Origin of the sequence: Natrononativus amylolyticus (genome assembly GCF_024362525.1) — an archaeon.
Taxonomy (GTDB): domain Archaea; phylum Halobacteriota; class Halobacteria; order Halobacteriales; family Natrialbaceae; genus Natrononativus; species Natrononativus amylolyticus.
The window spans coordinates 558,503-571,130 of the sequence record NZ_CP101458.1 but is presented as its reverse complement, the minus strand read 5'-3'; the positions used below and the strand labels follow the sequence as shown (position 1 = coordinate 571,130).

Below are 12,628 nucleotides of genomic sequence, written 5' to 3'. Positions count from 1 at the left end.
TCCCGCGTTCGACTGTCGACGCGCCGAGACGGCTACTCGCACTCGAGTCGGTCGTCCGCGGCGTCGAGACACCGGCGAACCCAGTCGGCGTGCTCGCACAGCGCCGCTTCTCCCTCGGAGGTCAGCGCGTAGACGTCGTGGAGTCCCTGCGTTCGCTTCTCGACGATCCCGGCGTCGACCAGCGCCGACAGCGAGCCGTAGAACGATTTTGGTTCGAGCCGGCTCCCGTAGTGAGACTCGAGGGCCGACTTGAGCTGCTGGCCGCGCAGTTCGCCCGCCTCGGCGAGCAGGAAACACAGGTCCCGCCGCCGGCCGCTCTGGAGCCATCGCGCCATGGCTCGTCGCTGACTCCCCTCGGGCGTGAGCGTTTCGGTCGGCACCTCAGGCGAGCCGTCTGGCGGCCGTCGCGAGGACCGCCCAGACGGCCCCGCCCGCCGCAGAGAGCGCGAGCAAGAGCGGGAAGCCGACCTCGAGCAGCGCGCCGCGGCCGTCCGCGACGAGTTCGTGTCGAAACAGGAACCAGCGACCGTCGGGATCGCCCAGAACGACGGTGCCCGAGGCGAACGCGAGCGAGCCCGCGACGAGAACGAACAGGCCCGCGAGAATCGCGACGAGCGTCGTTACCGCTCCCGTTCCGAACGCGAGGAGCGCGGGGGAGTCGACCCGCCGCTCGCCCGCTCCGGGGGCGCCGTAGACGCCGATTCCGTCGGCTCCGTCGGGCAGTTCGCCGACGCGGACCTCCGGCGGATATCGACACAGCAGCGCCGCCATCCAGAGGTCGCCGACCGAGCCGGCGGCGTTGGCCGCGAGCGCGAGCACCACCAGCGGGGAGGGGACGACCGCCAGCAGACCGAGGCCGACCAGCGAGAGCGCGACCAGCGGCGACAGCAGGACGACGAGCATCTGATTTCGCGTGTAGCTCGCCCCCTCCGTTCGAGCGTACGCGTACGGTACGAGGTGTGAGACGCCGACGCCGTACTCCGGGCGCGCTCCGTAGCGGGCCATGAACAGGCCGTGGACGAGTTCGTGTGGAACGACGACCGCGACGACCACGACGGCGACGGCGACGATCCAGCCGAGCAGATGCGGCGGCGAGCCGACGGAGACGACGACCGGCTCGAGCGATCCCCCGTGGACCGCCTCGAGAGCGGTGCCGAACAGGTACAGCGCGAGGACGAACCCGGCCGTCGACGCGACGAGCCACTGCAAGGCGACGGGGCGCGTGAGTCTGAACGCCGCGAGCAGCTGTCCGGAGTCGTCCGGGAGATCGTCCTCGCTCACCACCGTACCGTTCGCTACGGGAGGGAAAGTGGTGTCGATCCGGAAGAGGGCGCTTAGCCGGCGCCTAACCCCCGGTATCCGCCGTCAGGGGGAGTGTGTGGACGATAGCCGTCCCGTTACCGTTTCGGAGCGGCCCGGAGTCACACTGTGAGCTGATCACGTGGATAAGTAAGTAGAACGGCTGGTTACGCCGCAGCAATGACCTCGATGACGCGGCGGCGCGTGCTCGCGGCGACTGGCGCACTCACCGTCGGCACCACTGCGCTGACGACCGGCGCGAGCGCCGACGTCGACGGCGACGGGATGGTCGTGTTCGTCTACGATGACAGCCCGATCGAAGACTACACGTCGACGTATCCGATCCACCAGGAGTACGACGTTCCCGGCTGCGTGGCGGCCTGCCCCGGACTGATGGCCGCATCGGACGAGTTCATGGACCCCGACCAGCTCACCGAGATGTACGAGGACGGCTGGGAAGTCATGTCCCACACGATCGACCACCGCGCGCTCGGACACACGCCGCTCGAGCGCGACGCCGAGAGCGGCGACGATCGCCTCTACGTCGGCTCGAACCTCCACGGCGACCACCCCGGCGATCCGCTGGTCGTCCTCGACGGCGACCGGGAGATCGAGGCGACCGTCGCGGGCCAGGGCGTCGACGGCGACGACCACTACGTCGAACTCGAGTCGGGACTCGAGGAGTCGATCGAGGCGACCGACGAGACCGTCGTCCGCTACACGGAGGAGTTCACGCGCGAGATCCTCGAGGAGTCGAAGGCCATGATCGAGGAGTGGGGAGTGCCGGTCACGGGGTTCGTCTACACGTACGATCGGTACCACGGGATCGTCGAAGAGCTCGTCCCCGAGTACTACGAGACGACGCCGAACTATCGGAGCCACGACGGGATCAACCCTCTCGACGCGATCGATCCGTTTCAGCTCTACCGGCGATACATCGAAACCGACTGGGCGACGACCGACGAGATCGAGCAGTTCATGGCGACGACCGCCGAGGAGGGCCACCTCGGAATCGTCTCCGGCCACAGCCAGTTCGAGACGCTCCCCGCCGACCGGATCGAGTTCACGATCGAAGCGGCCCTCGAGCACGACCTGCGGATCGTCACCCTCCAGGAGGCCCTCGAGGAGCTCGGCCACCTCGAGGTACACGACGTCGACGTCGACGACGGGGACGATTCCGACGACGGCGAGGCCGCGGACGACGGGAGCGAGAACGCGACCGAATCCGACGACGGCGGAACGAACTCGACGGCCGACGACGCGAGCGACGGTATGCCCGGATTCGGTGCCGCCGTCGGCGCCGCCGGCGTCGCAGGTGGCGCCGCACTCGCCGCCCGCAAGCTGGCCTCGCGCGGCGACGACCGCGAGCGCTGACCGGCCCGCGAAACCGACAGCTTCCCGTATTTCCGGCCACGAGAGACCGCCATGACCAGCGACGAGGCCACCGCCGAAGCCGGGGGGATCACCGCGACGTACACCGAAACCGACAGCGAGCGCCGCCTCGAGTTCATCGCCGACGGCGCAACCGCCGCCGTCGCCCAGAACCGGGAGGGGTACGCGATGTTGAAGGTGCGCCCGACCGCCGACGGCGACGAACTCGAGCGCTACTACGGCTTCGACATGGCGCTCGACCACGTCGCCGAACTGCTCGCGACGTCGCCGCACGAGCTGCCGATCCCTCCGGCGGCCGCCGACATGGGAATGTGAGTCGCCGGTTCGCGGGGTTGCAGCCGACACTGCGGAAACTTACGTGACGACGGCGTACACGAACAGCAGACAGAAGTACACCAGGATCAGCGTCGACGCCACCCACAGCCGAAACCGACGGATCTCGGCCTGTTCCTCGAGGTAGGCGTCCTCGAACGCCGCCCGCTGGCGGCCGGTGAGTCGGCCGGCGTGCTCGAGGCCGAGGTGGAGCGTTCGCAGCCGCTCGTCGGGAAACGGTCGCTCACAGTGCGGACAGGTCGGTGGCACACGCCTGCGGGTTTCGTCGCCGCCTCGGCGGACTCACGACGTATCACGCCGGTTCGTACGCCGGCGAACACCATCACTCTCGGGGGTCGCGAGGGCGAGACGGCAACGTCCCAGCGGGGAAAACGGGAACCCTAAATACGCGGAGGCGAACCTCCAGCTAGAGACGTGGCCACCGACTCGTTTCCCCGCCCGATCGGTACGCACCAGCGGTTCTCAACCCTGCTGGCAGCGACCGCACTCGGCGTCTACCTCCTGTTGATCATCGGTGCCACGACGTCGATCACCGACGCGGCCGCGGCGTGTACGACCTGGCCGACCTGTCACCCGCCGACGGACCCGCTGAGCCAGACCGAACTGGCGATCGCCTGGGGCCACCGGCTGGCCGCCGTCGTCGTCGGCCTGCTCGTCGCCGCGACGCTGGCCGTCGCCGCCCTCGGCGACGCCTCCCGGCGCGTCCGCCTCGCGCTCGCGCTCGCGTTCGTCCTCTACCTCGTCCAGATCGGCGTCGGCGCCGTCACCGCAACCGCCGGCACGGTCGCGGTCGTCCCCGGCCTCCACCTCGGGCTCGGCATCGTCATCTTCGCCGCGGCGCTCCTGGCGCTGGCCTGGGACCTCGAGGCTACGACCGGCACCCGCGACGAACGACCCGCGCCGGAGCCGGCACCGATCGAACCCCTCGACGCTTCCGCATCTCGCACGCTCCCCGACGGGGGGCTGGCGCGAGCCCGACTCACCGCCTTCGCCTACTTCAAGATGATGAAGCCGCGGCTGATGTGGCTGCTCTGTCTGGTCGCCGCCGCCGGGATGGCGCTGGCCGCCGGCCCCGCACTCGACCGCTACACCATCGTCGCCACGCTCGGCGGCGGCGTGCTCGCCATCGGCGCCTCGGGAACGTTCAACCACGTCTTAGAGCGCGACGTCGACCAGCGGATGTCCCGGACCGCCGACCGGCCGCTGGCGACGGAGCTGATCCCGATCCGGAACGCGATCCTGTTCGGGCTGTTTCTCACCGCCGCCTCGCTGACGGCGTTTCTGACGATCAACGTCCTCGCGGCCGCCCTCGGCCTCGCGGCGATCCTGTTCTACAGCGTCGTCTACACGCTGGTGTTGAAGCCGAACACGGTACAGAACACGGTCATCGGCGGCGCCGCGGGCGCCTTGCCCGCCCTGATCGGCTGGGCCGCCGTCACGAACGAGATCGGTCTGCCGGCGCTCGCGCTCGCGGGCGTCATCTTCCTCTGGACGCCGGCGCACTTCTACAACCTCGCGCTGGCCTACCGGGACGACTACGCCCGTGGCGGCTTCCCCATGATGCCGGTCGTCCGGGGGGAAACCGTCACCCGGAAACACATCCTCTACTACCTGGGCGCGACCCTCGTCGGCACGGTGGGACTCGCCTGGATCACCCCCCTCGGCGCGCTGTACGCAGCCGCGGTGGTCGTCTTCGGCGCGGTCTTCCTCTGGTACGCCGTCGACCTCCACTTCGAGCAGACCGAGGCCGCCGCGTTCCGGGCCTTCCACGCCTCGAACGCCTTCCTCGGCGCGGTGCTCGTCGCGATCCTCGTCGACGCGCTCGTGGTGTCGGGAGCCGCGTTCTGAGGGGCCTCGAGACGCGGCCGTGTTCACCGTCGGTCCGACGATTCTCTCCCGTGAAAATACCGTGAAATTGCGGGCGTGCCCACTCGTTACGAGCCGTTTCGAGCCGCGTCGATCCGCTCGAACTGCTCGTCGCTCAACTCGACGTCAACGGCGCCGACGTTCTCCTCGAGCTGGTCGGGCGACCGCGCGCCGACGATCGGGATGCACGAGAAGCGGCCCTGGTCCATCAGCCAGCGCAGCGACACCTGGGCGGGGGAGGCGTCGACCTCCTCGCCGACGGCCTCGATCGTCTCGAGGACGTCCCACGCCCGATCGGTCGCGTAGCGGTCGCCGAAGGTTTCCTGGAGGCTGCCCCGCGAACCGTCGGGAGCCTCGACGCCGCCGTCGTCGGTGCGCTCGTACTTGCCGGTGAGGAAGCCGCCCGCGAGCGGCGAGTACGGACAGACCGCGAGGTCCTGGTCGGCGCAGACGTCGAGGTAGTCGCCGACCTCGTCGTAGTGGGCGGCGTTGACCATCGGCTGGGTGACGTCGAAGCGCTCGAGGCCCTCGACGTCGCTGGTCCACAGCGCCTTGGTGAGCTTCCAGGCGGCCATCGAGGAGGCGCCGAGGTAGTGGACCTTCCCCTCGCGGACGAGTTCGGTGAGAACTTGCATCGTCTCCCGGATGGGCGTCTCGTCGTCCCAGCGGTGGATGTAGTAGAGATCGATGTAGTCGGTGCCGAGCCGTTCCAGGGTGCCCTCGATCTGGGCGCGGATGTGCTTGCGCCCGAGCCCTGAGTCGTTCGGCCCCGCCTCGCCCCAGCCGTCGAAGGGGAAGTAGACCTTCGAGGCGATCACGAAGTCCTCGCGGTCGTGATTCTCGAGCCACTCGCCGATGTACTCCTCCGCGGTGCCGTCGGGGTCGCCGTAGGCGTTCGCGGTGTCGATGAAGTTGATGCCGTGCTCGTGGCAGGCGTCGAGCAGTTCGTGGGCCTCCTCGCGGTCGGTTTCGACGGTGCCGCCCGACTCCTTGGCGAAGCGCCAGGTGCCGTAACACAGTCTCGAGACTTTCGTCCCGGTGTTGCCGAGGGTGGTGTACTCCATGTGCGCGGCTTCATCGGCGGTAGTGAAAACGGATTGGGATGCGGTGAGATTCGGGGGTGGACGGAATCACTCGGCTGGTCGCTCGAGCGCGCGGGCGATCGACCGAGCCCGTTCGTGACGTTCGGCCGAACACCTGGATCGCTGCATCTCGATCCGTCTCTGGCGTTCCGCCGCGGTCTCTTCGCTGAGAGCACCGAAATAGTCCTCGAGCGTATCCCGATTCACTGGACGAATCCACCAGAGCGAGTGACAAAAGTGTAGTAACGCTGACTTACGAGAGTCGCGGCTGCAACTCCTCCTCGAAGAACTCGAGGAACGCCTTCTGGTCGGGGCCGATCTGGTGGAAGTAGACGTGGTCGTAGCCCGCCTCGACGGCTTCCTCGTAGCTGTCGACGTATTCTCCGACGTCGGGCGTCGTGATCGTGCTCCCCTCCTCGATATCGTCGCGTTCGACTAACTGGGCGGCCTGCTCGAAGTGGGCTGGGCTCTCGAGTTGCTGGGATAACTCGCCGGGCATCGAGCCGTTGGGCCAGTACTCGTAGACGGTGTCGACGGCTTCCGCCTCGCTCTCGGCGTAACAGACGTCGAGCTGGGTGTAGCGCGCCCCCTCTCCGCCAGCCTCCTCGTACTCGCTCGCGACCTCCTCGTCGGTTCCCGTCGACCAGAGGCCGTCGCCGTACTCGGCCGCCCACCGTGCGGTTTTCGGCCCGAACGCGGAGACGACCACCGGCGGGGTTTCTTCGGGAAGGGTGAACAGTTTGGCGTTCTGGACGGTGTAGTGCTTCCCGCGGTGGTTGACGTTGCCGCCTTCCCAGAGCGTGTGCATGACGTCCATCGCCTCCTCGAGGCGCTCGAGGCGGACGTCGTGTTCGGGCCAGCCCTCGCCGGTGACGTGTTCGTTCAGGTTCTCGCCGGTGCCGACGCCGAAGGTGAACCGGCCGTCGAACATCGAAGCGACGGTCGCGACGGCGTGGGCGACGTTCGCCGGGTGGATGCGGTAGGTCGGGCAGGTGACGCCGACGCCGACGTCGATCTCGTCGGTCGCGGTCGCGATGCCGCCGAGGGTGCTCCAGACGAACCCCGACTCGCCCTGGGCGGACACCCAGGGGTGGAAGTGATCCGAGATCGAGACGAAGTCGAAGCCGATCTCCTCGGCGCGCCGGGCGTTCTCGACGAGTTCAGTGGGGGTGTGCTCCTCGCTCGAGAGCGTGTAGCCGATCTGCGTCATCTCGAGGGGCTACCACGGTGCCGTGGGTAGTCGTTGGCCCTGCGAACGCAGCGGTGGACGGAGAGAGGCGAGCGGCCGCGGTTACCCCTCCATACCGCCGAACGACAGCCCCTCCTCGATGTACCGCTGGGCGAACATGTAGATGAAGACGACCGGCGAGGCGTAGACGAGCGCGAACGCCGAGAACTGCCCCCACGGAACGGTGTAGGTGTCGACCAGCATGAACAGCCCGACCGGGAGGGTGTAGTTCTCCGGGCGGAGCACGAGCTGGGCGATGACGAACTCCATCCAGCCGACGAGGAAGATGAAGATGAAGATCGTCGCCAGTCCCGGTTTGGCGAGCGGGAGGACGATCTCCCAGGCGACGCGAAACGGCGAGGCGCCGTCCATGATCGCGGCCTCCTCGTAGGAGACCGGAATCGAGTCCATGTACGTCTTCAACAGCCAGGTGTTGAACGGGACGGCCATCGCCGCGTAGTACACCGAGAGGACGAACCGGTTGTTCGTCACGCCGAAACTCGAGAAGATCGTGTACAGCGCGATCACCGTCGCGATGCCGAGGCCGGCCCCGACCTGCGTGAACAGGACGTAGCCGTACAGCAGCTTCATCCGGCCGACGAACTTCCGACGCGACAGCGCGTAGGCCGCCGGCACGACGACGGCCATCGCGATGACCACCGTCGTCACGCCGATTACGAGGCTGTTCCAGAAGTACCGCGGGAAGTCGGACGTCGAGTCGACGTGGTTGCTGGCGTCGAAGAAGACGATCCGCGGCCAGGAGAGGTAGAACTCGATGCCCGTGAACGGGATCGAGATCGCGATCACCTTCGCGGGGATGGCGACGTCGCCGATCACCCAGATGAACGCGTCGAGGCTGAACTCCGTCGGGATCAACCCGGCGCTGTCGGTCGAGTACAGCGTCGCCCCCTCGCCCTGAAGCGCGATGGTGAGGATCCAGTAGACGGGGAGCAGGAGGACGAACACGAACGCGACCGCCGCCGCCGTCGCGCAGACGGTTTTCGCCACGTCGCGCGGGTCGACGGTCCCCTCCCGGATTCCCGCGAGCGTGTACTGGATCCCCTCGCGCAGCTCTCGAGGCTTCTCGAGGGCCGCTTTCAGATCGCTCGCGATCTGTCCGGCGATGCGTCCGAGGACGGACATCAGCCGTTCACCCCCTCGGCGAGACGCCCCTTCCAGACGGCGACGAGCATGAACAGCCCGATGAAAACGATCGCGGTCATCATGATCGCGGCGCCGGCGCCGTAGGCGTTGAAGTTGAACGCCTCGCGATAGCCGTAGAGGACGATGAGTTCGTTAGAGCGCCCCGGCCCGCCCCGGTTGAACACGAACGGGATGAGAAACTGCGTGAACGACGCCGCGGCGGTGAGGATCGCCGCGAACATCACGGGGCGCTTGATCGCGGGAACGATCACGTGCCAGAACCGGTGGACGTAGCCGGCGCCGTCGACCTTCGCGGCGTCGATCAGTTCCTCCGGAACGGCCTGGAGCGCGCTGACGGTGATGATAACCATGAACGGGTACGCAAGCCACATCTCTGTCAGGAGGTAGCTCGCGAACGCCATCCAGCGGTCGTTCAGCCACGCCTGGGTGCCGAACCCGAAGAACAACATCGCCTGGTTCGCCAGCCCGAACCGCGCGGAGCTGAACACGCCGCTCCAGACGGTGATCGTGAAGATCGACGGCAGCGCCCAGGGAATGATCGCGATCGACCGGAGGTACCGCTTTCCGCGAACCCGGTCGCTCGTCAACACCATCGCGACGAAGACCCCGAACGCAACCTTCAGCGCGACGCTGCAGGCGACGAACAGCCAGGTGACTCCCAGCGAGTTCCAGAACGTCGGGTCGCTGAGGACGGCGGCGTAGTTCTCGAGGCCGACGAACTGCTCTTCCCCCCGGAGTCCGAAGAAACCGGTGACGCCGCCCGGACCGTCCTGAAAGACCGTCGACGGCTCGGCGTCGGTGAACGACAGGTAGATCGTGTAGACGAGCGGGAAGAACATGAACGCCGAGAACAGGAGCAGACCGGGCAGTACGAGAAAGCCGGCGCTGTTCTCGTCGATCCACTCCCGGACGGTCGTCGGAACGACCGACTCGTAGCGCTCGCGCGAGCGATCCCCGACTGAAGACAGGCTCATTGGACGGGTGCTCAGTCCCAGGCGCTTTGAATCTGGTTCTCGGCGTCTGCCATCGCGTCGGCGACCGACTTGTTCCCGTTGAGCGCCTCGAGCCACTCGTCCTCGAGTGGCTCCCAGACGTCACCGAACTCGGGGGCGGTCGCCATCGGCTGGCCTTGGTCGACCGCCGCGGAGAAGCCCTGGAGTTCCGCCGAGAGTTCGTCCTGTTCCTCGCCGTCGTCGGCGAACGCGTTGTGAACCGGGATGTACCCGTGCTCTTCGGCCATCTGCGTGATAATACTCGTGTTCGTCGTGTACCACTCGGTGAACGCGACGGCCGCCTCAGCCCGCTCCTCGTCGTCGTCCATCGCGGCGGTGTAGTAGAACAACTGGACCCCCGTGAACGGGCTGGGCGTGTTGCCGTCGGCGTCGGGCCACGGAGCGACGCCGTAGTCGAAGTCGAGGTCACCGAGCAGCCACGGGCCGCTGACGATGAACGGCGAGTTCCCCTCGAGAAACACCGACTGCTGGGCCTCGCCGTCGGGGTCCTGGGCCATGTACTCCCAGACGTTGTCGATAATGTACTCGAAGCCCTCGACGGTCCCGTCCTCGGTCAGGCCGAGCTCGCCCGAGTCGTCGTCGTAGTAGTAGCCGCCGAACCCGTACGGCATCGCGCTCACGTGGTAGGCGTCCATCGGCCACGCGAAGCCGTAGGTGCCGGCGTCGGGGTCGTGGTGTTCGTCCGCGATCTCGAGGACCTCCTCGAAGGTGTCCGGTACCTCGTCGACGTAGTCCTCGTTGTAGATCAGGGAGACGGTTTCCGCGGCGAACGGCAGCCCCAGCGTCGCACCGTCGTACCTCGCGGAGTCGGCGTTCTCGCCGAAGTACTCCTCGGGGTCGATGCTGAGGGTGTCGCTCTGGTCGCTCAGGAACCCGTTCTCGTAGTACTCGCCGATCCAGTCGTGGGCCCACATGAACAGCTCTGCGCCGTCGCCGGCCGGGATCGCGGCGGTAGTCTGGTCCTGCAGTTCCGCGACCTCGTCGGCGGTAATCGTTACGTCGTAGCTGTCGTTGAAGTTGTCGACGTGAGAAGTGAACGCCGCCGCCTCACCCTCCTGGAGCTCGTACCAGAGTTCGGCCTCCCCTGAGACGCCGTCCGGCTCGACGGTCGGCCAGTCCTCGTCCTCCTCGTAGCCGTTACCGTCGTCGTCTCCGCCCGCGTCGTCGCTGTCGTCCCCGTTCTCGCCGGGATCTTCGGTACTCACGCATCCCGCGAGCGCCCCCGTGGCCGTTGCGCCCGCCATGACCTTCACCAGCGTTCGCCTATCCATTGGCATGAATAGGTGATGAATTATGACTTCAGATATTTAGTCCTTTGCATGGTGCGTCGACCGGCCGCGGAACGACCGATCGGCGGACGGTACTCGCTCCCTACCCGCGCCGGGTGAAAGTTATACGAAATAATGCATCACTCGTTCGAAATTCGGGAAAAGAGTTATAAGGGCGATCCACCGACACAGTACAAATGGCAAGCCTGCGCGTTGAGAACCTCCGCAAGGAGTACGACAGGGGGACCATCGTCGCCGTCGACGACCTGAATCTCACCGTTCCCGACGGCGATTTCGTCACCGTCGTGGGGCCGTCGGGCTGTGGGAAGACGACGACCCTGCGGATGATCGCGGGCCTCGAGGAGCCGACCGCCGGCTCGCTGTACCTCGACGACGAGGACGTCACGAGCCAGAGCGCCCGCGACCGGGACATCGCGATGGTGTTCCAGAACTACGCGCTGTACCCGCACAAGACGGTGTACCAGAACATGGCGTTCGGCCTGCGGATGAGCACCGATCTCTCGAAAGCCGAACGACAGGAGAAGGTGCAGTGGGCCGCCGAGATGATGGACATCGAGGACCTCCTCGAGAAGAAACCCGACGAGCTCTCCGGCGGGCAGAAACAGCGCGTCGCGCTCGGTCGAGCCATCGTTCGCGAGCCCAAGCTGTTCCTGTTCGACGAGCCGCTGTCGAACCTCGACGCGAAGCTCCGGACGACGATGCGCGCGGAGATCCAGCGCCTCCAGGACGAGCTCGGCATCACCGCCGTCTACGTCACCCACGACCAGGAGGAGGCGATGACGATGGGCGATGCGATCGTGATCCTAGAGGACGGCGAACTCCAGCAGACGGGCGCGCCGAAGGACGTCTACGACCGGCCGGCGAACCGGTTCGTCGGCGGCTTCATCGGCTCGCCCAGCATGAACTTCGTCGACGTCACCCCCCGTGCGAGCGGCGACGGCCTCGTCCTCACCGACGACGACCGGTTGCGCTACCCGCTGAGCCCCGACTACGGCGCGAGCCTCGAGGTCGAGAACGGCCAGGAGCTCACGCTCGGCATCCGCCCGGAGGACGTCTACCCGGCCGAGGCGGGCGACGACGGCATCGAGGCGGTCGTCGAGGTCGTCGAGCCGGTCGGCAGCGACAACTACCTCTACCTCGACATCGCCGACGACTTCATCGCCCGCGTCGACGCCGACGTCGAACCCGCGACGGACGAACGGATCGCGATCACCTTCGCGGAGTCGAAGCTCCGCCTGTTCGATCACGCGACGGGCGACTCGCTGCTCCACGACGTCGAGTCGCCGCCGACGCCGGAGCCCTGACGGCTAGCCGAACAGCTGGCGGAAGATGGCCGCCTGTCCCCGACGGAGACGCTCGAGAAACGCCGATTTGCCGATCCCGAGGTCGGCAGCGACCTCCGCCGCGGTCGCCTCCTTCGGCACCGAAAAGTACCCGCGCTCGTAGGCCGTCCGGATCGCCGCCTCCTGGGCGGGGGTCAGATCCCACCGCTGGGCGACGGCCTCCTCGTCCTCGCCGCCGAGCGGGTAGACCCGCTCGAGGGTGACGCCGACGGTCTCGCCGGCGGCCTCGAGGACGCCCTCGAGGACGTCGTAGCCGACGACCGCCCCCGTGTAGCGCTCCCGCCCGCGCCGGTACTGGATGGTGTCGACGAGGAACCCGACGTCGACCAGCGCGTGGACGACGCAGGGGTGGCGCGAGAGACACCGGTAGTTGGTCCGCCCGTCCGTGTGCGAGGCGTGCAGGTACCGGATTCGGTCGTCCGCATCGAGGGCCTCCCGAAGGCCCGTCCCCGCGGGCGCGCTGAACCGCAGGAGCGCGTTCCCGTCGGTTCGCCGCTGCGGGGGCTGTGCGTCGACCAGCGAGCCGGTTCGTCGCGTCGCGACCGCCAGCGGGCAGTCGTCGCCGGTAACGGCGAACTCGACGACGAGACACTCCTCGATCATGCTCGAGGTACGACGG

General features: G+C 67.4%; 13 protein-coding genes. 4 read left to right on the top strand and 9 right to left on the bottom strand.

The features are described 5' to 3' along the window. Positions 1-32: 32 nt before the first annotated feature. Together NMQ11_RS02850 and NMQ11_RS02845 are read right to left on the bottom strand one after the other, a co-directional pair. Positions 33-335 (bottom strand): helix-turn-helix transcriptional regulator, encoded by a 303-nt coding sequence (locus NMQ11_RS02850; protein ID WP_255169880.1) that lies wholly within the window; start codon positions 333-335, stop codon positions 33-35. 46 nt (positions 336-381) lie between these two features. Further along, entirely contained in the window at positions 382-1,281 is a 900-nt protein-coding gene (locus NMQ11_RS02845) for a DUF3267 domain-containing protein (RefSeq protein ID WP_255169879.1), read from the bottom strand. 198 nt (positions 1,282-1,479) lie between these two features. Between NMQ11_RS02845 and NMQ11_RS02840 the strand changes: the two genes are divergently transcribed. Further along, the gene (locus NMQ11_RS02840) at positions 1,480-2,673 is read left to right on the top strand and encodes a polysaccharide deacetylase family protein (RefSeq protein WP_255169878.1); all 1,194 of its coding nucleotides are present in this window, start codon (positions 1,480-1,482) and stop codon (positions 2,671-2,673) included. A gap of 51 nt (positions 2,674-2,724) precedes the next feature. After that, the gene (locus NMQ11_RS02835; protein WP_255169877.1) at positions 2,725-3,006 is read left to right on the top strand and encodes a DUF7111 family protein; all 282 of its coding nucleotides are present in this window, start codon (positions 2,725-2,727) and stop codon (positions 3,004-3,006) included. Between the two features lie 39 nt (positions 3,007-3,045). Here NMQ11_RS02835 and NMQ11_RS02830 read toward each other — a convergent pair whose 3' ends face one another. Further along, positions 3,046-3,273, bottom strand: a complete 228-nt coding sequence (locus NMQ11_RS02830) for a DUF7410 domain-containing protein (protein WP_255169876.1) — start codon at positions 3,271-3,273, stop codon at positions 3,046-3,048. 165 nt (positions 3,274-3,438) lie between these two features. On the opposite strand from NMQ11_RS02830, the gene NMQ11_RS02825 reads away from it, so the two are divergent. After that, on the top strand, positions 3,439-4,872 hold the full coding sequence (locus tag NMQ11_RS02825; RefSeq protein WP_255169875.1) for a heme o synthase: 1,434 nt from the start codon (positions 3,439-3,441) through the stop codon (positions 4,870-4,872). Positions 4,873-4,958: 86 nt separating this feature from the next. Here NMQ11_RS02825 and NMQ11_RS02820 read toward each other — a convergent pair whose 3' ends face one another. The 5 genes from NMQ11_RS02820 to NMQ11_RS02800 all read right to left on the bottom strand — a co-directional run bounded on the left by NMQ11_RS02820 (position 4,959) and on the right by NMQ11_RS02800 (position 10,654). Next, positions 4,959-5,954, bottom strand: coding sequence for an aldo/keto reductase (locus tag NMQ11_RS02820; protein ID WP_255169874.1), 996 nt, complete (start codon positions 5,952-5,954; stop codon positions 4,959-4,961). A gap of 271 nt (positions 5,955-6,225) precedes the next feature. Next, positions 6,226-7,182, bottom strand: coding sequence for a TIGR03557 family F420-dependent LLM class oxidoreductase (locus NMQ11_RS02815; RefSeq protein WP_255169873.1), 957 nt, complete (start codon positions 7,180-7,182; stop codon positions 6,226-6,228). An 81-nt stretch (positions 7,183-7,263) separates the two neighbouring features. Further along, positions 7,264-8,343, bottom strand: a complete 1,080-nt coding sequence (locus NMQ11_RS02810; RefSeq protein WP_255169872.1) for a sugar ABC transporter permease — start codon at positions 8,341-8,343, stop codon at positions 7,264-7,266. Further along, the gene (locus NMQ11_RS02805) at positions 8,343-9,338 is read right to left on the bottom strand and encodes a carbohydrate ABC transporter permease (RefSeq protein WP_255169871.1); all 996 of its coding nucleotides are present in this window, start codon (positions 9,336-9,338) and stop codon (positions 8,343-8,345) included. The genes NMQ11_RS02810 and NMQ11_RS02805 overlap by 1 nt, the downstream gene beginning before the upstream one ends. Positions 9,339-9,349: 11 nt before the next feature. Further along, positions 9,350-10,654 carry a type 2 periplasmic-binding domain-containing protein gene (locus tag NMQ11_RS02800; RefSeq protein WP_255169870.1) on the bottom strand — a complete coding sequence of 435 codons (1,305 nt, stop codon included), beginning with the start codon at positions 10,652-10,654 and terminating at the stop codon, positions 9,350-9,352. 188 nt (positions 10,655-10,842) lie between these two features. On the opposite strand from NMQ11_RS02800, the gene NMQ11_RS02795 reads away from it, so the two are divergent. Continuing rightward, positions 10,843-11,970 carry an ABC transporter ATP-binding protein gene (locus tag NMQ11_RS02795; RefSeq protein ID WP_255169869.1) on the top strand — a complete coding sequence of 376 codons (1,128 nt, stop codon included), beginning with the start codon at positions 10,843-10,845 and terminating at the stop codon, positions 11,968-11,970. 3 nt (positions 11,971-11,973) lie between these two features. On the opposite strand, the gene NMQ11_RS02790 is transcribed toward NMQ11_RS02795, so the two are convergent. Continuing rightward, positions 11,974-12,612, bottom strand: a complete 639-nt coding sequence (locus tag NMQ11_RS02790; RefSeq protein ID WP_255169868.1) for a helix-turn-helix domain-containing protein — start codon at positions 12,610-12,612, stop codon at positions 11,974-11,976. Positions 12,613-12,628 lie beyond the last annotated feature (16 nt).